We start from the raw sequence: 19,367 nt of genomic DNA on the forward strand, positions 1-19,367 counted from the left end.
TGCGCCCCCGTTCGTCGCGCGACGAACGGGGGCTCATTTCCCGTAGTGATACCTGCACGCGGCGATGCGGATCTCGTCCTCGAGCAGTTTGTACACGAGCCTGTGTTCGTCGGTGATACGGCGTGACCAGTAGCCCTGGAAGCCGTGACGGAGAGGTTCCGGTTTCCCCATGCCCTCATTGCCGTTGCGGGCGATGTCCTTGATCAGAGTGTTGATGCGCTTGAGGATCTTCCGGTCCTGGTTCTGCCACCAGACGTAGTCCTCCCAGGCGCTCTCCGCCCAGACCAGCCTCACTCGCCCAACTCCCTCTCGATCCCGTGGCCGGACTCCAGTTCCTCGATCGCGGTCACGAGGCGTCGGGCGTTCTCCGGGCTGCGGAGGAGGTAGGCGGTTTCTCTGAGCGTCTCGTACTCGGAGAGCGCCACCATGACCACGGGCTCTCGCCCGGCTCTGGTGATGACGACCTCCTCGCGGTCGTCGACCACGGAGTCGAGCGTGGCGGCGTAGTTGGCGCGGGACTCGGAATAGGTCATGGTCTTCATGTCTCAGCCCTTCGCAGCACACCTGAACTCAGGGTCATTGTACAAGAAGTTGTACGTATGGGCTTGGGGTGCTGGAGTGTTGGGTTGCTCTGCGATCCGTCCGCCGTCGAGGGCGCGGAGGACATCAGCCGTCACGGCGGGTGGCTGGCCTACCGGGAGTCGCTGGAGGGCTGAGTCGGGCCGTGCGCCTCCGTTCGTCGCGCGACGAACGGGGGCTTTTCGCTGCACGTCGGGGATATCTCATCAAAGCTATTCATTTCGGGCGAACGGGATTGTTCTGACGAGGTTAGGGTGGGGGTATCGACCTTAATTAACGCCTCCTGAGCTGCGGAGATGCACTCCCGTTCGAACTTTCTCCGAAGAACTTCACACAAAAGTGCGCCACCACTCCTCCCGCCCCTCTATTCTGCTATCGAACGCCCAACTCCATACACGGAAGACCCCGCGACGATTGAACACCGCCCGGGGTCGTGGCCAGCAACTCGAAACCTTTAAAGCAAAGGATTGCCAGCATGCGCGATTATAGCGCGGCCTTCTTCGCCCTGCTCGGGATGTACCTGAAGGCGCTGTTCACCCCCGCGCGCGGCCGTCACGCGGCCCCCGCCGCCCGCCGTCGCCGTTCCAGCCGGGTCCGCCCCTACGCGCCCGCTCCGGTCGAGGCCGCTCCGCCTCCCGTTCCCGCTCCGCGCCGCACGCCACAGCGCACGGCCATCCCCGCCGACCCCGCCCGTGTCCAGTCCGAGGCCACCGCCCGCCTGCACGGCTGGATCCCGAGGCAGGCCGCGCCCGTTCCCCCGGGTGACCTGCTTGCCGCGCCCCTGGAGCCGACACCGGGGGAGTTCGACGAACTCGCCGCCCTGGTCCGCGTCTGGCAACGGCAGCGGGCCGAGCAGGACCAGCGGCGTGTGGCGGTGATGGCGTGAGCACCTTCGACATCACCGTGCCGGGCCTCTACTGGCCCTACCGCTCCTACCCCGACGGGCTGTCCGACCTCGCCCGCGTGCGCACCGACCTCGCCCGCGACCTGGTCGGGTTCGAGCCGGATCTGGTGGACGCCGTCCAACTCGTCACCAGCGAACTCGTGGCCAATTCCGCCAAGTACGCCCGCCCCGGTGGCGAGATCATCCGCACGATGTGCCTGCTGGACGGCCGGACCCTGCGCGTGGCCGTCAGTGACCCGGGCGGACCCACCCGGCCGCGCATCCCCACCGAGCGCACCGCCGACGAGTGGGACCTCGCCGAGGGGCAGCGCGGGCTGCTGTTGGTTCAGAACCTGGCGACCAGTTGGGGCTTCCACGCCTTCCCCGAGTGGTCGGGCTACGCCACCCAGGTCTGGGCGGCGTTCGACCTCGACCCCACCTGACCCCGGACACACCGGTGCCCCGTGGACGGACGTCCGTCCACGGGGCACCGGGGCGTCAGCGAGATACCGACGAGTGGGGTGGCGATGCGCAAGCCCGATGAGATGTTCGAACGCGACCACGAGTGGTCGGCACTGACCCGCTTCATCACCGACGAGCAACCCGGGGCCACTCTCGGTGTCGTCTACGGGCGTCTTCGCCAAGGCAAGACCTTCCTGCTGGACGCCGCCTGCCGGGCTGCCGGGGGCTTCTACTTCGGCGCGACCGAGGCGACGGACGCCGAGTCGCTGCGCCGGATCGGTGCGGCGCTCACGGAGCATGTCCAGCCCGCCGCCCCCTACCACTTCGCGGACTGGTCCGAGGCCGTCGACGTGCTCCTGTCGCTCGGTGCCGAGCGACCGGTACCCGTGGTGATCGACGAGTTCCCCTACCTCGCCAAGGCAAACCCGGAACTGCCGTCCATCATCCAGGAGGCGTTCCGGGCCCTGCGGGACCAGCGCACCACCTCACGCACGCGCATGCTGCTGTGCGGATCGGCGCTGTCCTTCATGGGCAGGCTCCTGTCCGGCAACGCGCCCCTGCGTGGCCGCGCGGGTCTGGAGTTGGTCGTCCGCACCCTCGACCACCAACTCGCCGCCGAGTTCTGGGACATCGCCGATCCCCACCTCGCACTCAGGGTCAACGCGATCGTCGGCGGCACACCCGCGTACCGACGTGAGTTCGCCCGCGGGGACGCACCGGACGGGCCCGACGATTTCGACGACTGGGTCGTCCGTACCGTGCTGAACCCCGAAACCCCGCTCTTTCGCGAGGCCCGCTACCTCCTGGCCGAGGAGCCCGACCTACGCGACACCGCTCTGTACCCCTCGGTCCTGGCGGCGGTCGCCGACGGCAACGCCACGCGCGGCGGTATGGCGGGCTATCTGGAGCGCAGGGCCACGGACATCGCGCATCCCATCAACGTCCTCGAGGACGCCGGGCTGCTGCGCCGTGACGCGGACGCCTTCCGTGACGACCGTCCCACCTACCGCATCTCCGAGCCGCTGTTCGGCTTCTACCACGCGATCATGCGTCCGGTGTGGGGCCAGTTGGAACGCCCCGGCAGCGCCGCCCGGGTATGGCGGGCGAGCCGCCGCCGCTTCGTCAGCAACGTCCTGGGTCCGCACTTCGAGCAGGTCTGCCGTGAGTGGGCCCTGCACCACGCCGACCCCGATCTCGTCGGAGGGCTACCGGCCCGTGTCGGGCACGGCGTTGTGCACGACCCGAAGGCGAGGATCGGCCACGAGGTGGACGTCGCCGTCATCGGGGTCGCCGATGGAAGCCGCAAGCCCCCGCTGCTCGCCATCGGTGAGGCCAAGTGGAACGACGCGATGGGCGCCGCCCATGTCGAGCGCCTGCGGCATATCCGCGAGCTGATCACCCGGGCCGGGCGCTACGACACCACGCACACTCGACTGCTCTGCTTCAGCGGCGGCGGGTTCAACGACAAGGCCCGCGCGGCGGCGTCCGCGTCTTCCGATATCCGCCTGATCGACCCGCCGATGCTGTACGGCCAGGTGTGAGCGGCACGCAGGGGCTCTGCTGGTGCCCCGTGGACGTGTGTCCGTTCACGGGGCACCGAGGGCGTCAGCGGGTGAGGCTGGCGAGCAGTCTGACCCACTGTTCGGTGCCGAAGGCCAGAGACCCCAGGTCGCGGTGCTTGGTGTCGCGCACCTCCGCGCCGGACTCGTGCTCTCTGACCTCAACGCAGTCCGAACCGGAGGGGCTGTAAGTGGACTTGTGCCACATGGTCAGATCATTCCTTCCATCTCTTCGCGGGATTGTTCGGCGGACAGGGCTGATCCGAGTGCCCGCTTGAACTGTGCGCTCATCCGTTCGTGGTCGGTGGTGTTGTCGTGCAGGACCACACCTCGGTTGTGCTCACTGGCCGTCACCACACCGCCATCACGTAGGTGGAAGAGCATCAGGGGAGACACCAGACCGACGACAGCGCCGTCCGAAAGCAGGTGTACCCGGGCGCGTCCGCCGCTGATGATGGACAGTAGCCGTCTCACCTGTCCGCGGCGCACTTGGGCAGGTAGGTGCAACAGCGCTGACAAGGGGAACACCGCGATTACCCACGGATCGGCGGCTTGGCGCAGCGCGTCATACCTTGCGGCCCTGCGCTGTGCGATGTTCAGGATCTGCTGACGTGACCCCGGGTGGATGCCCTCGGCCATCATCAATTCTGCGTACGAGGCACATTGGACGAGGCCAGGGATGACACTGAGCGATGCGAGCTCGATAGTCGCGGACAGCTTCTCCAGTTCGGGGATGGACTTCTCCCACGGCGGTAGGAACGATCCCGTCTCCTCCACCTGCCACGCCCTGACCAGTGCCCCATGGCATCTCAGTTTGCGGTCGAGGATCTCGACATCGGCCCGACTCGGCCTGGAAACACCGCTCTCCCACTTCGAAACGGCGGTCTTGCCCCGGCTGACCCACGCGCCCACCACCGCCTGCGTCAGTCCGGCCGACTTGCGGGCACGGACCAGCACCTCCCGAAAAGGTTGCTCATTCACGCAACTAAGTTTCTGGGAGTTGCTGCTTGTTGTCCCCCACTGGAGACACAGCGTTACCGAGGTGTGAGCTGGGCTACATGACGGAGCCCAACACCCCCGAACAGGCCGCCCTCGCCGCCCTTCGCAGACTCCATCCCGGATGGATGATCAGCCGCGCCGAAGACGGGTTCGTCGCAGTACACACTGACCCCGCCACCGGCCGGTCTGACGACGTCATCCGAGCCGCCCGTGTGGACATTCTCGACGTGCGCCTGGCCTCCGTTGCCCGAGCCGCTGGGGCCGTCCGGTGACCGCGAACTGGCGGGACGTGGCCGTCGGGAAGCTCAAGCGCAACGACATCGTGCTGATGCACGCAGGGCACCTGCGCGTGGTCACCGACATCCGCCCGTCCGAGTTCGGACACGTCCATGTCCGGCTCGGGAGCACCTGGTACCGGCTGCCCGCCGATCGAATGGTGGCCGTGGACCGGAAGGGGCCGAGCGGTGTCCGGTAAGCCGTGGGTGGCCTACGTGGGGCGGTCTGAGTGGCTGGTGGACGGACACCGAGACGGCTGGGCGAACTCCTACCACCGGCTGATCCGTGTCCACGGCCTACGTCACTCGGAATCGGTGCTCCTCCTCGCCGAAGCGGTCCGGTTCGACCGGTCGGAGTGGAATGTGACCGCACCCGGACACAACACGAACTCAATCCAACACAGCGGGTAAGCATCCGTCTACCCGACCCTCCCAAGAAAGGACACGTTCCGTGACCATCACCGACCACCGTCGTCCGCTCCTGGAGTCCCCGGACGGGGAGTCCCGAGCCCAGATCCTCCGCGTGGGTGACGCGTTCCCCCTCGACCCGTCCACGGACATCTTCGAGTACGGCACCGAGACCGGAAGCGGACCGTCCACCCGCCCGTGGGGACTGCGGTACGCCGCCACCCCCCAGCCTCGAACCGAGGTCACCGACGCCGTAGAACGCTGGGTCTACGACCCGCACCAGCAGATGACCGTAGACCGTCTCACCCACGCCCCGCGACTGGGCCGACACACTGGAGGTACCAAGGAGACCACAGGGACCACAGACAACCAGAAGCCCAGCTCCGAGGAGACGGGCAGCGACTGATGGTCTCCCTCGCGATGCGTGACGCGGTGCTCGTCCTCACCCACACTGAGGACGGCACCGCCGACCCCGTCATCCACCATCTGTGTGAACGTGACGTCCCCGTCGTTCGCATGGACTCTGGGGACTTCCCCTCCACCATGACCGTCGAAGCCGACTTCGACGACGGCCGTTGGCGCGGCACCATCCACGACGCCTTCCGGGGCCTGGACCTGGAATCGGTGCGCGGCGTCTACTACCGGCGTCCGTCCCAGTTCACCCTGGCCGAGGGCATGTCCGGTCCCGAACAGCGGTGGGCCTACCGGGAGGCCCGCATGGGGTTCGGCGGTGTCCTGCTCAGCCTGGACTGTCTGTGGATCAACCGGCCCGCACGGATGAGCGCGGCCGAGTACAAGCCCGTCCAGCTCGCCACCGCGGCCAGGTGCGGGCTGCGGGTACCGCGCACAATCATCACCAGCGTCCCCGAGCACGCTGCCGATTGGGCGCGGAGCATCCCCGGCCCCGTCGTGTACAAGCCGCTCGGGGGTGCCTTCCACGTGGAGGGGGGTCGTACACGCATCGTCTATGCCAACCGGATCACCGACATCGAAGAGCTACGTGACAGCGCGCTCTCCCTGACCGCGCACTGCTTCCAGCAGTGGGTGGACAAGGACCACGAGGTTCGCGTCACGGTCGTCGGGACGCGGCTGTTCGCCGTGGCCATCCACGCCACCTCCGAGGCCGCCTACGTCGACTGGCGCACCGACTACGCCTCTCACCGCTACGAGGTCGTCGAAGTCCCCGACGCGGTGCGCGGGGGTCTGGAACGCTACATGCAAGCCTTCGGCCTCACCTACGGGGCGGCCGACTTCATCGTCTCACCGGGCGGGAGCTGGACCCTGCTGGAGGTCAACCCCAACGGGGAGTGGGGATGGCTCGCCCACCACTGCGGGCTGCCCATCGGGCAGACCATCGCTGACCTACTGGAGAAAGGGCAGGTATGACCGGCGCTGTTCACCCACCCTCGTCCGTGCTCACCGATCAACTCGCGCAGGCGGGCGTGTTCGCGTCCGGCTCGCCATTGGCTGAGGTGTTTCGCCGTGTCGACCGAGGGGCGTTCGTCCCCGCCTTCGCGACCTACGCCAACACCCCCCAGGGCACGCGGTACCGCCTCGTGCGCCGGGATGTGGCCGCCCAGCGCGAGGAGTGGTCGGCCCATGTCTACGCCGACGAGACACTGATCATCGAGGTCGATGGGCGGCCGATCATTGACGCCCTCCCTGACGGCGTGGGGGGCGGTCGGGCCACCAGCTCGTCCACGATGCCGAGCCTCATGGCCCGGATGCTCGACGAACTGGAGGTGGACGACAAGCCCCGAGTCCTGGAGATCGGCGTTGGCTCGGGCTACAACGCCGCGATCCTGAGCGAATACCTGGGCTCCGATCGCGTGACGAGTATCGACATCTCACCGCGCCTGGTCTCCGACGCCACGGAGCGTCTCGCGCGGGCGGGCTATCACCCGGTCGTCGCGGAGTACGACGGCCACAAGGGATACGCGGACCGGGCTCCCCACGATCGGATCATCTCCACCACGGCCTTCACCCACGTCCCCCCGGCGTGGATCGACCAGGTCACACCCGGTGGGCTGGTCCTGGTGAACATCGCGGGCGGTACCGGAGGTGCGATGCTCAAGCTCCGAGTGGGCGACGACGGCAGGGCCCGGGGCCGCTTCCTGCCGGAGTGGGCGGGGTTCATGCCCGCGCGGAGTCACACGCCGCGCACACGCGTGACGGTGGACGACGAGGGCGAGTCCGGTGTGAGTGCGTTGGACCCGTCCCTGGTGAGCGAACCGGCGTTCGCGTTCGTGGCCCAGCTCGCCACGGTCGACGCCCACACGGTGCTCAGGGTCGCCGACGACGGCACCGAGTTCCTCGCCCTGGAGGGCGCGGACGGGGCGTGGGCGGAGGTCGACACCGAACCGGCCGACGGTGGGTTCGCGGTGTCCCAGGGTGGGCCGAGGCGGTTGTGGAGCGTCCTGGAGGCCACCCACGCGTGGTGGGTGGCCAATGGAGAACCGGACTGGTCGCACTTCGGTGTCACGGTGCACGCCGAGGATCAGTGGGTGTGGTTCCAGAACCCGGACGGTCCCCGCTGGCCGCTGACGTGAGGCATGATCCCGCGAGCCGCTCCAGCCCTCTGCCCGGGTTGGTGGGCCGCGCACGGGAGGAACACACCTCCACGCACGGGGCCGTCGGTCACCGCGTGGCGGGTGGGGCCGCCAGTCCGGCCAGGTAGTCGTCGAGCAGTCTGACCTGGAGTTCGGGCGGGAACGCGGCGGGGTCGAACAGGGCCTGGACCACCAGGCCGAGCACGAAGGACTGGGCCCCGGCCGCGATACGCGCCGGGTCCCCGGCGGGCAGGTCGCCGAGCCGCTGAGCCGTGGCGACCAGCTCACGCAGCCTGTCACGGCTGCGCGCGTACCGGCGGGCGTGGTCGCCGCTCAGCCCGGGGTCGGCGAGCGCGGCGTCCCAGGAGGACACCCAGATCCGGTTGCTGTCGGTGGCCTCGGCGGTCAGCGGCAGGATGTCGAGCAGGGCGGCCCTGACGGCGGGCAGGCCCTGCTCGGCCACGGGCCGGGGCCGAGCCTGGGTTCGCCGGTCGAGCAGGTCGAGGGCGTACGTCACCAGGTCGCGCTTGGTGGGGAAGTAGTGGGTGAGCAGGCCGGTGGTCGCGTCGAGCTCGGTGGCGACGGCGCGCAGGGTCAGCCCGCCGAAGCCGTGCGCGGCCAACACCCGCCAGACCGCCTCGGAGACGTCGCGACGACGGGCCTCGTGGTCCCCCTTGGTGCGTGGCATGCTGCTACGGTACATAAACCTAACGCCCGTTATGTGAATGTGGGGTCGTCATGTTCTCCCTCCCCCTCCGGGCCAACGCCCGGCTCCGCCCCCTGGAGCCGTGGCGCGCCGAGGAGTTCGCCGCCCACATGGACCGGGCGCGCGAGCACATCCGGCCGTGGGTCGGACCGACGTTCGTCACCGACGACCTCGACGGGGCGCGGGCCACGCTGCGCCGGTACGCCGAGAACCAGGCCGCGGACGGCGCCCGGCTCTTCGGCATCTGGCTCGACGGCGTACTGGTCGGCGGCGTGCTGTTCGCGGAGTTCGACGCGGCCTCGGGCTCATGTGAGGTCGGCTGCTGGCTGGAACCGGCCGCCGAGGGCCACGGCCTGGTCACGCAGGCGTGCCGCGCCCTGCTGGACTGGGCGTTCGGAACCCGGGGGATGCACCGCGCCGAGTGGTGCTGCCGGGCGGACAACAAGCGGAGTTCCGCGGTGGCCGAACGGCTCGGCATGACGCTCGAGGGTGTGCGGCGCGAGTGCTGGTCCTACGGCGGCATCCGCCACGACGAACAGATCTGGGGGGTCCTCGCCCGCGAGTGGCGGGCCCGGAGCCGGTGAGGCCGCCCGTGTGACGGGCCGGTCGCAGGACGCCGCCCCGCCCGCCGGATCCCGTCCCTTCCCGAGGCGGACGGCGGACGCCGACACCCGCCGGAACGGCGCCGCCCGTGCGCGAGAACGACGGCGGCCCCGCCACCCGGACCGGGTGGCGGGGCCGCCGTGACGTCGCGGGACCGGGTCAGGAACTCTTGCCCGCCCCCTCCGGCGGGGAGACCGCGGCCTGCCCGCGGTAGTGCCGGTTGCGGGCGCCCAGGATGACCACGGCCAGAACGGTCGCGATCAGCGACGCGATGAGCACACCCGACTTGGCGTGGGTGAGGTGCTCGGGCGAGTCGGTGAAGGACAGTTCGGTGATCAGCAGGGAGACGGTGAAGCCGATCCCCGCGAGCTGCGACATGCCGACGAGGTCGATCCACTTGAGGCTGGGGTTCAGCTCGGCGGCGGTCAGCTTGGTCATCACCCACGAGCCGCCGACGATGCCGACGACCTTGCCGACCACGAGGCCGAGGATGATGCCGAGCCCGGCGCGGTCGGTGAACACGGCGCCCATGCTGTCGAAGACCACACCGGCGGAGAAGAAGGCGAAGATCGGCAGCGCCAGACCGGCGGACCAGGGACGCAGCATCTGCTCGACGCCGTGGCTCGGGTCGTGGTGCTCACCCTCGTGCTTGGTGGTGCGCATGAGCAGACCCATGGCCACACCGGCGATGGTGGCGTGCACGCCGCTCTCGTGGACGAGGACCCAGATGACCACGGCCAGCGGGATGTACACGATCCAGTTGGGGATGAACGAGGCGTTCAGCTTGGCGGCCAGGCCCTTGCCGCGCTGGAGGTAGCCGAAGACGGCGAGGCCGACCGCGGCCAGGCCCAGGGAGACGAAGTCGATGCCGGAGGTGTAGAAGACGGCGATGACGATGACGGCGCCCAGGTCGTCCACGATCGCCAGGGTCAGCAGGAAGGTGCGCAGGGCGGTCGGGAGCCAGCGGCCGACGACGGCGAGGATCGCCACGGCGAAGGCGATGTCGGTGGCCATCGGGATACCCCAGCCCGACATGGTCTCCGGGGTGGAGAAGTTGACCGCGGCGTAGATCCCGGCGGGGATGACCATGCCGCAGATGGCGGCGACGATCGGTAGCGCGGCGCGCCGTGGATTGCGTAGCTCGCCGTTGACGAACTCCTGCTTGAGCTCGTTGCCGACGACGAAGAAGAAGATGGCGAGGAGGCCGTCGGCCGCCCAGGTCTCCAGGGTCAGGTTCAGGTGGAGCGACTCGGGTCCGAACCGGATCTCACGGAGGTGCTCGTAGGCCTCGCCGAAGGGCGAGTTGATCCACAGGAGGGCCAGGAGGGCCGCGCCGATGAGGATGAAGCCGCCGACGCTGTCGCTGCGCAGGGTGTCGGCGAAGCGGCTGAGCAGTGGGCTCGAGGGAGTGGGGTGCTCGATCGGGTCGATGCTCATGTGCGACTCTCCAGGACGTGACTCGACAGGGACTCGCCGACCAGTCTTCCCGGCACACCTGAGGCGCTCGGCGCCCCGCCCATGTTCACGGACCCTTGTGGAGATGTCCAGCCCAGAGGGCATGTGTTCGCGCCGGATCCGATTCTGTCGGTGGGCACGCGGGCAGCCGCGTCGGCATCGGGGAACGGGGTGGACGGCGGCGGTGGGGATCACCGCCCGTGACTATGACCAACGGGTTGGTTGGTTGCTGGTCCAGCCGCGTCCCTGTTCTCCCCCCGGTGTCTACACGGCGGACATCAGGTTCTGTGATAACAGGCACCACGCATCATATGTCAAGGAATCGGGCTTACCGCCCGAGGCTTCCCCGGTGATGTCCACCACTGCGTGCGCTCCCGTGGGCGTGTCGGATCGGATTGACCGACGGCTGCGGGACTCCTACCCGAAAAGTACGGCTTTGATGTTCGTGTTCCGGGCACGGAAAATGTGACGCACGTCCCACTGGGGGTCTGTGTGTCGGGATCGGCTGCGGGGCGGAATGGTGCCCGACGGTCACCCGGGGTTCACGATTACCATGAGTCGCCGGAGTCGTGCTGTGATCCGTCTTCGGGGCCGACGCGTTCGAGCTGGTGGGGCCGGACGGGACGGGTATGGCGTGACGCGCGTCACCCGCGTACAGTCCGAAGGTGGAGTGCCGGGAAGACTGGTCGGCGTTGAACACCCTTATCTGGAAACCAGGCGGCTGATGCTCGACTCCCACGTGCGTGGTGCGCACGTCTACCGATCCGAATCCGGTGCGCGGACCGTGCGCGACTGGTGCGAGGAGGAGATCGCCCGGTGGCCCGGGCTCGTTTCGCTTCCCACCGTCTCCTCCGAGCTCGGCAGTACGCGGGCCTTCCGGGCGTCAGGGGGCACGGGCACCCCGGTGGTGGTCCTCAACGGCACCAACTTCAACACCGCCAGCTCCGTCGAGCCGTTGCGCGTGCTGTCGCGCGACCGGACGGTGATCTCGGTCGACGTCCCGGGCCAGCCCGGACTCAGCTGCGGTGTCCGACCCAAGGCGCCGCGCACCGCCGCCTACGGAGCCTGGCTCGACGAGATCCTGCCGCAGCTCACCGAAGAGCCGGTCATCGTGCTGGGGCACTCGCTCGGCGCCGCGATCGCCCTGGCCGCCAAACCCTCCCCGTTGACCCGGGCCCTGATGCTCGTCTGCCCGGCGGGGCTCACGGCGGCGGGGCTGACCCCCGAGGTGATGCGCACGGTCCTGCCGTGGATGATCGGGCCCCGCGACAGCAAGAGCACCCGGTTGCTCAACGCCATGAGCGGGCCGGAGTACGTCAGCGCGGGGATCCACCCGCTCGCCCCGTGGATGACCCTGGTCGGTCGGCACTGCCGGACCAGCCTCGCGCCGGGACCGCTGACCATGGAGTGCCTGCGTCCGTGGTCGGACACCCCGAGGACAGTGGCCACCGGGTCCGACGACACCTTCTTCTCCCCCGCTCGGCTGCACGGCCCCGCCCGCCGTCTGCTGGACACCGACGTGCGCGTCCTGGAGGGCGCCGGCCACATCGCCCTCCACGAGCAGCCCGAACGCGTCGCCGAACTCCTGCGCGAGTTCGACTGACGCGTCCGGGTCCACTGGCGGAGGGGCCGGGTCAGGAACGCTCCTCCAGCCGGGACTCCTCCTCCTGCCTCCGGCGGAGAACCGGACGAAGAAGTGACGGGGCCGATCCTCGGTCCAGGGCCGGAGGCTGATCGCGGCCAGGAGGCGCTGGTCGGGGTCACCGAGTCGGCGGTCACCGGTGCCAGGTGAGGCGGCCCTCGCCGAGGTCGGCGATGACCGCCATCACCCAGGCGAGCTCGGCCTCCACCATCGCGCGGCGGTACTCGTCCTCGATGGTGAAGACGCGGTGCAGTCCCATCCCGTCGGTCAGCCGTTTCTCGTCGTCCATCCGGGCGAGCGTGCGCCGCAGCTTCGCCACCCGCCCGTCGAGCAGCTCCCGCACGCTCTCCGGGGTCAGCGCGGGCAGTGACGCGAGCGCGGCGGGGAACTCCGGGAACTCCCGCGCCGGTGTGGAGAGCATGGTGCGCAGCCAGGACAGGAGCGTCTCGCGGCCCTCGTCGGTGATCCGGTAGGTGGTGCTGCGCGGCCGGTTCCCGGTCTGTTCGGTCTCGTGCACCTCGATCAGTCCGTCGCGCAGCAGCCGGTCCAGGGTCTGGTAGACGCTGTTGCGCTGCGCGATGTTGACGACCGTGTCCTTGTGCCGCTCCCTGATCAGCTGCTGCATCCGGTACGCGTGCATCGGCTCCTCCAACAGCAACAGGAGCAACTGGACCGCCAGCGGCGAACGCTTGTGGGTGCGCGGGGGCATCGAACGGACCTCTCAGAGCAAGGAAGCGGGGCTTGAATCCATGGTCATTCTATGTATAGTCATATTATGACTAATAAGCAGTACTGACCCGAAGGGAGCACGGGGATGCGGAAGGCACTGGTCATCGGAGGAGGAGTGGCGGGGCCGGTCGCCGCCGTCGCGCTGCGCGAGGTCGGCATCGAGGCCGTCGTGTACGAGGCCCACTCCGGCCCGGGGGACGGCCTCGGCTCCTTCCTCACCCTGGCTCCCAACGGGCTGGCCGCGCTGGAGGTGCTCGGACTCCTGGAGCCGGTCCGCGCGGTGGCCGCCGACTCCACGTGCCGCATCGAACTCGTCAACGCCTCCGGGCGCCGACTCGGCCTGGTCGGGGACGGGTCGGAGAAGGGTCCGGACCGCCTGCGCACCGTCACCGTCCGCCGGGACGCCCTCCAGCGGGCCCTGGCCGAGGCCGCCCGCGACCACGGGGCGCGGATCGAGTACGGCAAGCGGTTCACCGGCTACACCGAGACCCCGGCCGGGGTCGTCGCGGAGTTCGCCGACGGCACGACCGCCGAGGGGGACGTGCTGATCGGCGCCGACGGGATCCGCTCCCGGGTGCGGGGCCTCATGGACCCGGGGGCTCCCCGCGCGGAGTACACCGGCCTGCTGAACATCGGGGGGCACACGCCCCCGGTCGAGGTGGCCCCGACGCCGGACGCGACCATGCGCATGGTGTTCGGCCGGAGGGCCTTCTTCGGCTACCAGGCCGTGCCCGGCGAGGAGGTCCTGTGGTTCGTCAACGTCGCGCACGAGGAGATGACGCGGGAGCGGATCGCCGCCCGGTCCGACGACGAGTGGAAGCGGTTCACGCTCGACCTGTTCTCCGGGGACCTCTCCGACATCACGACGATCCTGGCCGCCGCCGACCCCGCGTGCTTCCGCCCGCTGGGGATCGACGACGTGCCCTCCCTGCCGCGCTGGCACCGGGGAAGGGCGGTCCTGCTGGGCGACGCCGCGCACGCGGTGTCCAGCTCCAGCGGGCAGGGGGCCTCCCTCGCCGCGGAGGACGCGCTGGTCCTCGCCAAGTGCCTACGCGACGTCGACGGTCTCCCCGAGGCGCTGGGAGGGTACGAGTCGCTGCGCCGTGACCGCGTGGAGCGGATCGCCGCCGAGGGCAGGAAGCAGGGCAGCCGCAAGGGCGGTTCCCCGAACCCGGTGGCGCTCGCGGTGCGCGACCTCGTGCTCAGGGTGGTGTTCGCGATCGCCGGGCGGTCCGGCGGACGGGGGTGGATGCACGACTACCGGGTCGACCTGCGAGAACCGCTGGAGGTCGACGGCATCGGCACCTGAGCGCGAAGGCCCGGGGCGGACGTCACCACTCCCGGGTGGCGATCAGCTTCTCCACGTCGGCGTCCGCGAACCCGTAGGCCGACGCCACGATCCAGAACTCCTCGGCGATGGCCTCGCGCGCCACGGTCTCGATCTCACTGCCCGCCTCCTCGAACTCCGGCTCCAGGGCGTTGAACTCGTTCGTCGCGCCGTGCGTGAGCCGGTACAGCGCCGCCAGGTCCGCGGGCCGCTGCGCCTCGATCCGTTCGCACAGGCTCACCAGGACCTCCCTCCCCTTGTCCACCACGTGGTCCGGGTAGTAGCCGTCCGCGTACATCGCCCGCAGGAACGGGTGCTCCGCCAGTCGCTCGTTCGTGATCGCCACGGTGCTTCCTCGCCTTCGTCGGGACCTGCGAAGGTCCACTCTGGCGCACGGCTCCGACAGGACGGTTCGCGGCGGCGTCGTGCGCCCCGTCTATGCTTCCCCGGGACGTGCACGACCGGCCCGGAGAGAGAACCGTTGACCTACGACGTGGTGGCGTTGCTGGCGAAGGACCCCGACATGCGGGCGATCTCGCGTGCCCTGAACGACGCGGGCCCCGGCCTGTGGGTCCGCCCCCTGCACGACGGCGGGATTCTCCAGATCCGCGACGCGGACCGCCGACTCCTGGCCTCGGTCGAGCGCTCGCAGCGCGTGGAGGCGCGGGACGAGGTCGTCCGCCTGCTCGGCGCGGACGCGGCGGTCGGCATGCCGGATCCGTGCTGGTGGGTGGAGGTGCGGGCCCGCCCGGACGAGGCCGGACGGGAGACCGCGCACCGCGTGGCCGACGCCCTGGCGCTGCGGTCGGGAGGCACCGTGTGGACCTCGGGACCGGGTGACCCCTCGGAGTGGGAGGAGACCGACCACCCCGCCGTCGAACGCGCCGCGGCCGAGGCGATCGTGATCGCCCAGGACCGCGAGGTCGTCCCACTGTCCTCGTGGATCTCCGACGCGATGCCCGCCGGTCGGGGCGCGGTCGCGCAGATCCTCACCCCGAGGGGCGCGCGGCTCACCCACGCCCTGCGCACGCTCGTCACGTCGCCGAGGGCCAGGTGGGTCGTGCGCGCCGAGGACGGTTCGCACTTCGACGGGGTCAGCGGGTATCCCCTGCGGTGGGACGCGGAGCACGCGTACGTGCCCCTTCCAGGGGAGGACGCGGCGGTCCCGCCGGAGGGGTTCCTCGACGACGCGCCCCTGGGAGCGCAGCTCGTCCTGGACCTGTCCGTGAGACACCGCGAGCCGTTCGCGCCGCCCCTGGGACGGGCGGTCGAGGCGGTCACCGAGCACCTGGCCGGATGCGTTCCCGTGGGCTGGGGGCCGCACGAGCCCGCGCTCGCGGCGTGGGAGCCGGAGCGGTTGGTCCGCCTGGCCCGGCACCGCGTGCCCAGGCCCACGGTGACGCACTTCTCCGGACCCCGGGGCGTCGGGCACCCGTTCTCCGGGAGCGTCCGCGTGACGTGGAACGGCGAGCGGGCCGCCGAGCGGATCACCATGGCGGTCGGTTTCGAGGACGGGGTCGACCTGCCGACCGACGCGCTGCCCGGACTGGTCGGGACGCTCGCCGCCCGGGACCTGTTGGACGTGCTCCACGTCCGTTGGATCCGGGGGCGCGCCGACGTCACGTACGAGCCCCGCTGGCACGGGCTGGCCGTCCCGCTGGGGATGGCCGTCGGGCCGGACGGGGTGCGCCGGGTCGGTGGGAGGAAGGCGGTCGCCGGTCCGCTGGGCGGGACGGTCCTGGGTGAGGGCGGGCGTCAGGCGGCCTGGTACCCGGTCCCGGAGGGGGCTGGGAACACGCAGCGGGCGATGGCCGCCATCCGGGCGCAGTTGACGTACCTGGGGGCGGCGGCTGGGGGGTGACGGCCCTCAGGCCTGACCATCCGCCTCCTCACGAAGCTTCTCATGTAGCCAGTCGGGGATGTGCTCTTCGTCTCGAGGGAAGTATTTCAGGTCGTTGGTGAAACCCTGAGCGGTGGGAAAGACGATGTGGGGGTCGTCGTCGTAGTTGTATTCGACTGTGAATTTCCCCGGTCGGGTGATGGTGTAGCTGAGGGAGAACCAGGTTCCTTTTCCCTCTTTGTACATCCCAGCGCGAAGCTCCTTGACGAGCAGACTGAGTCCCTCCGGCGTCCACTCGTCCACGCTGTCGCCGTTGGCGAACTCAATGAGTAGAGATTCGGTCGAGTGGTCAATCACGCATTCGGTTGAATAGATCATGCGGTCCCACTCTGCAGGAGCTTCGGCGATGATCTTCTTTCCGATTTTCTGCAGGATCTCTTGCTGGCCCGACTGGTCCAGGTGGCCTCGCTTGAAGAATGGGCTTACCAATTTAGTATCCTCTCATTCCAGGGGCGGTAGGTTGTTGTAAGTCTGGGTTTTCTTGATTTTTCTGCCGTTGATGGACCATCGAACCTGTACTTCAACGGGAGGGGAAGGAACTATTCTCCCCGTTTTTGGGTCCTTGATTGGAGGGAGGTTTGGGTCGTAGATGTTCGTGATTTTAACATCGATCTTCGGGTTCTTTGGGTTGAGGGCGAGAGCTGCCTTCCAGGATCCGTCGTTGAAGTTTGAATTGTTGAAGAGGTGCCATTTTTCCTTTTGGGTCAAGATTCCTCGCCAGGCGCGCTCCACATTATAGAAGGCGCCATCGATGCCCCCTAGGGCATTGGGGTCCTTGTCGCCGAGTGCTGTGGCGGTCCGGTTCTGGTTGACGTCAAACCTCATGGGGACCATGTTCAACGGGTCCCCGATGCCATAATACTGGGAGCCGATGAGGTGACCCCCATCGTATTGGATGTCCTGATACTGGGGGACTTCGCCTGGTTCTGGCTCACGCTTCTCGACTTCGATGAAGTCCTTCCTGATCTGTTCGTTCAGGAGTTGGAAGTACCTTCGCCCCTGGCCTCCGACCGCTGTCTGCCTGTGATCGTTTCTTTCGTTGGTTTGCTGGCTCAACGTTCCTTCGGCGGAGACAGTCCTGCCTTGATCATCGGTGCGGAACGTGTACTGGTCGACCACGTAGGTCATGTCTCTTCGTGGATTGAGAAATTCCGGATGCTTGGTGTTCCACCCCTTGGATGCGGCGCGGATCTCGGTGATTTTACCGTTGCTGTCGGTGATGTAGTCGGTCCAGCGCCCGTCCGTTTCCCACACCCTGTAGCGGGTGTCGGGATCCAGAGAGACACCTTCGCCGAAGCGTTGACCTTCTTCCGGAATTAGTTTCGTGACCTCGGAATCGGTGCTGTTCCGGTCAAGGGGGCGGAACTGCGGAGGCCTATTCGTGCCTCCGGAGTTGTTCTGGGAGGCAGATTCGCTCGCGTCTTCTCTGTGTCGGAGATTGTCGGATCCTGGTCCCTGGCCTTCACCCGGCCCGCTGAGCGTTGAACGGGGATCGTCTCCACCGTGACCGTTGCCTCCCCGCGGGCCGCCGGAGTCCACCAGGGTGGTGCCTCCCGTGTTCCCTTGGTTTCCGGAGCCTCCGGTGAACTCTCGGGCACCGCCGCCGTCACCGGCGCTGTTGGTGACGGTCATGTCGGTACGGGCGCCGACGTCCATCCGGGCACCGGCTCCGACCAAGGCGGGCTGGTTCTCCCGGAGATACTCCTCTACCTCGGTGACGAGCTCCTGCGCCTGCCGGTCGACCACCTCGTCGTCCTCGCCCCGACCCGAGGACGAATCCGCGCTGTCGCCACGATCCGGTGCCGCCGTGACCGGGGCCGGGGAGGAGGCGTCCCGGTCCGGTGCGCCGGCGGGCGCGTCGCCGCTCCGGCCCCCTCCGGTGCCGGTGAGATCCCCGAGCCGGGCCTCGAAGTCCGCGCTCAGTCTCCGCAGGAGCCGGTCGATCGAGGAGGTCGCCCCCGAGTGGCCCTCCCCGTCGCGTGACAGGTGCTCCGGCAGGTCGAAGTCGGCCAGGCTGGCCGTCCCGTTCTCCCAGTGGGTGGGCATGTCTCCCGGAGACACGTCGTCGGGCAGGCGGCCACCCGCGCCGTCGAGGAGGTCCCCGTTGCTCAGCCGGGCCAGGATCGTTCCTCCCCGAACCGGAAAGGCCACCGCGGTCAACGCGACGTTGCCCGCGCCCGTGTACACCACGTACGCCGGGCGGTCGTCCCACTCCCGCCACGGGACGAAGTCATGGCCGACCTCGGTCCAGGAGGAGCTGACGTTGTCCCACCACGTGTCACCCTCCCAGTTCCACGCGTCCGGACCGGAGAACGGGTTCATCCACTCGTCCTCGCCGTAGAACCCGGCCAGGGCGGCCAGCCCCTCGACCTTCTCCTCCTGGTGCTGGAGCGCGTTGTCCCACACCTCACCCGGGGTATCGGCCCAGCCGCGCCCCTCGCGCCACATCCCCGTCGAGGCGACCGCGGACACCGCCGTGTCCCAGACCATCCCGCCGCCGAAGTTGTCCCAGTTCGCGTAGTAGGCGTCGACGGTCCAGTCCAGGGGCCAGGGCTTGGCGGAGTTGCGCGCGATGTAGTCCGCGTCCTCCCACAGCCGCTGCCAGTCGTCGAACGAGGTCAGGTCGTACGCGGTCTCGGGGACGTCGTCCGGGTCGATGCCGTGGACGATCTCGTTGGCCCCCGGCTCGCCCGCGCTCGCCGCCGTGTAGGTCGTGTCGCCGCCGTGCACGGCCACGAGCCGGTTGGCGCACTCGCGCTCGGCCTCCTGGAAGGTGGCCCACGCCCGGTTGACCGCGAGCTTGAGGCCCCTGTTCTGCCCGACCTTCCACGGGTTGAGGGCCCAGTGCTCCTCGTCCTTGTTCTCCTCGTAGAAGTCCCAGGCCTGATCTTTGAGGCTCCTCAGGGTCCTCTTGGCCTCCGCGGCGGCCTCGGCGAAGTCCTCCAGGGCGCCGACCGCGTCCGCCAGGTCGTCCTGGATCGTGTCGCCCTTCTGGGCGACGAGGTTCATGACGGAGAACAGGTCCTCGGCCTCCGGGGCGCTGTAGTGCGGCTGCAGCCCCTCCCAAGAGGTCTTGACGTCGTTCGCGCCCCGCGAGACCTCCGAGGCCGCGGTGCCGATGGCGCCGGCGGCGGCCTGGAGGGAGTCCGGCGCGGTCCCGGGGACGGGGATCGCCGGGGGGTAGAGGAGGGTCAGCGGATCGGGGTCGACGGGCTGCTGGAACCTGGTGTCGGGGGCGGGCCGGCTGACGTCGACTGGGGGCATGGGGGCTCCGTGGTGGTGGGGGAGGAG

General features: G+C 69.1%; 22 protein-coding genes. 12 read left to right on the plus strand and 10 right to left on the minus strand.

The features are described 5' to 3' along the window. Positions 1 to 33: 33 nt before the first annotated feature. Both KIK06_RS24470 and KIK06_RS24475 read right to left on the minus strand, forming a co-directional pair. The gene (locus tag KIK06_RS24470; protein WP_268645266.1) at positions 34 to 294 is read right to left on the minus strand and encodes a Txe/YoeB family addiction module toxin; all 261 of its coding nucleotides are present in this window, start codon (positions 292 to 294) and stop codon (positions 34 to 36) included. Continuing rightward, positions 291 to 542: a type II toxin-antitoxin system Phd/YefM family antitoxin gene (locus KIK06_RS24475; RefSeq protein ID WP_268645267.1), complete on the minus strand. Its 252-nt coding sequence runs from the start codon at positions 540 to 542 to the stop codon at positions 291 to 293. Before KIK06_RS24475 ends, KIK06_RS24470 begins: the two co-directional genes overlap by 4 nt. 512 nt (positions 543 to 1,054) lie before the next feature. Here KIK06_RS24475 and KIK06_RS24480 point away from each other — a divergent pair. From KIK06_RS24480 to KIK06_RS24490, 3 genes are all read left to right on the plus strand, one after another. Next, positions 1,055 to 1,465 (plus strand): hypothetical protein, encoded by a 411-nt coding sequence (locus tag KIK06_RS24480; protein ID WP_268645268.1) that lies wholly within the window; start codon positions 1,055 to 1,057, stop codon positions 1,463 to 1,465. Then, complete coding sequence (locus KIK06_RS24485; RefSeq protein ID WP_268645269.1) at positions 1,462 to 1,905, plus strand: ATP-binding protein; 444 nt, start codon at positions 1,462 to 1,464, stop codon at positions 1,903 to 1,905. Before KIK06_RS24480 ends, KIK06_RS24485 begins: the two co-directional genes overlap by 4 nt. 84 nt (positions 1,906 to 1,989) lie before the next feature. Next, a complete protein-coding gene (locus KIK06_RS24490; protein ID WP_268645270.1) occupies positions 1,990 to 3,465 on the plus strand; it encodes an AAA family ATPase in 1,476 nt (491 codons plus the stop codon). 64 nt (positions 3,466 to 3,529) lie between these two features. On the opposite strand, the gene KIK06_RS24495 is transcribed toward KIK06_RS24490, so the two are convergent. Both KIK06_RS24495 and KIK06_RS24500 read right to left on the minus strand, forming a co-directional pair. Next, complete coding sequence (locus tag KIK06_RS24495; protein WP_268645271.1) at positions 3,530 to 3,691, minus strand: DUF397 domain-containing protein; 162 nt, start codon at positions 3,689 to 3,691, stop codon at positions 3,530 to 3,532. 2 nt (positions 3,692 to 3,693) lie between these two features. Further along, positions 3,694 to 4,464, minus strand: coding sequence for a Scr1 family TA system antitoxin-like transcriptional regulator (locus KIK06_RS24500; protein ID WP_268645272.1), 771 nt, complete (start codon positions 4,462 to 4,464; stop codon positions 3,694 to 3,696). Between the two features lie 77 nt (positions 4,465 to 4,541). Between KIK06_RS24500 and KIK06_RS24505 the strand changes: the two genes are divergently transcribed. From KIK06_RS24505 to tgmC, 5 genes are all read left to right on the plus strand, one after another. Beyond that, on the plus strand, positions 4,542 to 4,754 hold the full coding sequence (locus tag KIK06_RS24505) for a hypothetical protein (protein WP_268645273.1): 213 nt from the start codon (positions 4,542 to 4,544) through the stop codon (positions 4,752 to 4,754). Further along, a complete protein-coding gene (locus tag KIK06_RS24510; protein WP_268645275.1) occupies positions 4,751 to 4,957 on the plus strand; it encodes a hypothetical protein in 207 nt (68 codons plus the stop codon). The genes KIK06_RS24505 and KIK06_RS24510 overlap by 4 nt, the downstream gene beginning before the upstream one ends. A gap of 251 nt (positions 4,958 to 5,208) precedes the next feature. Then, positions 5,209 to 5,571 (plus strand): putative ATP-grasp-modified RiPP, encoded by a 363-nt coding sequence (tgmA, locus tag KIK06_RS24515; RefSeq protein WP_268645276.1) that lies wholly within the window; start codon positions 5,209 to 5,211, stop codon positions 5,569 to 5,571. Continuing rightward, on the plus strand, positions 5,571 to 6,551 hold the full coding sequence (gene tgmB, locus KIK06_RS24520) for an ATP-grasp ribosomal peptide maturase (RefSeq protein ID WP_268645277.1): 981 nt from the start codon (positions 5,571 to 5,573) through the stop codon (positions 6,549 to 6,551). Before tgmA ends, tgmB begins: the two co-directional genes overlap by 1 nt. Next, positions 6,548 to 7,714 carry an ATP-grasp peptide maturase system methyltransferase gene (gene tgmC, locus KIK06_RS24525; protein ID WP_268645278.1) on the plus strand — a complete coding sequence of 389 codons (1,167 nt, stop codon included), beginning with the start codon at positions 6,548 to 6,550 and terminating at the stop codon, positions 7,712 to 7,714. The genes tgmB and tgmC overlap by 4 nt, the downstream gene beginning before the upstream one ends. Positions 7,715 to 7,802: 88 nt before the next feature. Here tgmC and KIK06_RS24530 read toward each other — a convergent pair whose 3' ends face one another. Beyond that, positions 7,803 to 8,402: a TetR/AcrR family transcriptional regulator gene (locus tag KIK06_RS24530; RefSeq protein ID WP_268645279.1), complete on the minus strand. Its 600-nt coding sequence runs from the start codon at positions 8,400 to 8,402 to the stop codon at positions 7,803 to 7,805. A gap of 50 nt (positions 8,403 to 8,452) precedes the next feature. Here KIK06_RS24530 and KIK06_RS24535 point away from each other — a divergent pair, with 50 nt between their 5' ends. Then, complete coding sequence (locus KIK06_RS24535) at positions 8,453 to 9,004, plus strand: GNAT family N-acetyltransferase (protein WP_268645281.1); 552 nt, start codon at positions 8,453 to 8,455, stop codon at positions 9,002 to 9,004. A 178-nt stretch (positions 9,005 to 9,182) separates the two neighbouring features. Here the strand turns inward: KIK06_RS24535 and nhaA are convergent, their stop codons facing one another. Continuing rightward, positions 9,183 to 10,460, minus strand: coding sequence for a Na+/H+ antiporter NhaA (gene nhaA, locus KIK06_RS24540; RefSeq protein ID WP_017600437.1), 1,278 nt, complete (start codon positions 10,458 to 10,460; stop codon positions 9,183 to 9,185). Positions 10,461 to 11,202: 742 nt separating this feature from the next. On the opposite strand from nhaA, the gene KIK06_RS24545 reads away from it, so the two are divergent. Next, the gene (locus KIK06_RS24545; RefSeq protein WP_268645283.1) at positions 11,203 to 12,081 is read left to right on the plus strand and encodes an alpha/beta fold hydrolase; all 879 of its coding nucleotides are present in this window, start codon (positions 11,203 to 11,205) and stop codon (positions 12,079 to 12,081) included. Between the two features lie 172 nt (positions 12,082 to 12,253). On the opposite strand, the gene KIK06_RS24550 is transcribed toward KIK06_RS24545, so the two are convergent. After that, positions 12,254 to 12,829, minus strand: a complete 576-nt coding sequence (locus tag KIK06_RS24550) for a PadR family transcriptional regulator (RefSeq protein ID WP_268645284.1) — start codon at positions 12,827 to 12,829, stop codon at positions 12,254 to 12,256. Between the two features lie 105 nt (positions 12,830 to 12,934). Between KIK06_RS24550 and KIK06_RS24555 the strand changes: the two genes are divergently transcribed. Continuing rightward, the gene (locus KIK06_RS24555) at positions 12,935 to 14,158 is read left to right on the plus strand and encodes an FAD-dependent monooxygenase (RefSeq protein ID WP_268645285.1); all 1,224 of its coding nucleotides are present in this window, start codon (positions 12,935 to 12,937) and stop codon (positions 14,156 to 14,158) included. Positions 14,159 to 14,180: 22 nt separating this feature from the next. Here KIK06_RS24555 and KIK06_RS24560 read toward each other — a convergent pair whose 3' ends face one another. Further along, on the minus strand, positions 14,181 to 14,522 hold the full coding sequence (locus tag KIK06_RS24560) for a DUF5713 family protein (protein ID WP_268645287.1): 342 nt from the start codon (positions 14,520 to 14,522) through the stop codon (positions 14,181 to 14,183). A 135-nt stretch (positions 14,523 to 14,657) separates the two neighbouring features. Here KIK06_RS24560 and KIK06_RS24565 point away from each other — a divergent pair, with 135 nt between their 5' ends. Next, positions 14,658 to 16,037 carry a DUF6177 family protein gene (locus KIK06_RS24565; protein ID WP_268645288.1) on the plus strand — a complete coding sequence of 460 codons (1,380 nt, stop codon included), beginning with the start codon at positions 14,658 to 14,660 and terminating at the stop codon, positions 16,035 to 16,037. Positions 16,038 to 16,043: 6 nt separating this feature from the next. Here KIK06_RS24565 and KIK06_RS24570 read toward each other — a convergent pair whose 3' ends face one another. Then, the gene (locus tag KIK06_RS24570; RefSeq protein ID WP_268645289.1) at positions 16,044 to 16,505 is read right to left on the minus strand and encodes an immunity protein YezG family protein; all 462 of its coding nucleotides are present in this window, start codon (positions 16,503 to 16,505) and stop codon (positions 16,044 to 16,046) included. A 12-nt stretch (positions 16,506 to 16,517) separates the two neighbouring features. Continuing rightward, positions 16,518 to 19,340 (minus strand): DNA/RNA non-specific endonuclease, encoded by a 2,823-nt coding sequence (locus KIK06_RS24575; RefSeq protein WP_268645290.1) that lies wholly within the window; start codon positions 19,338 to 19,340, stop codon positions 16,518 to 16,520. Between the last annotated feature and the right edge of the window lie 27 nt (positions 19,341 to 19,367).

It is taken from the genome of Nocardiopsis sp. EMB25 (assembly GCF_026797795.1).
Classification (GTDB): domain Bacteria; phylum Actinomycetota; class Actinomycetes; order Streptosporangiales; family Streptosporangiaceae; genus Nocardiopsis; species Nocardiopsis lucentensis.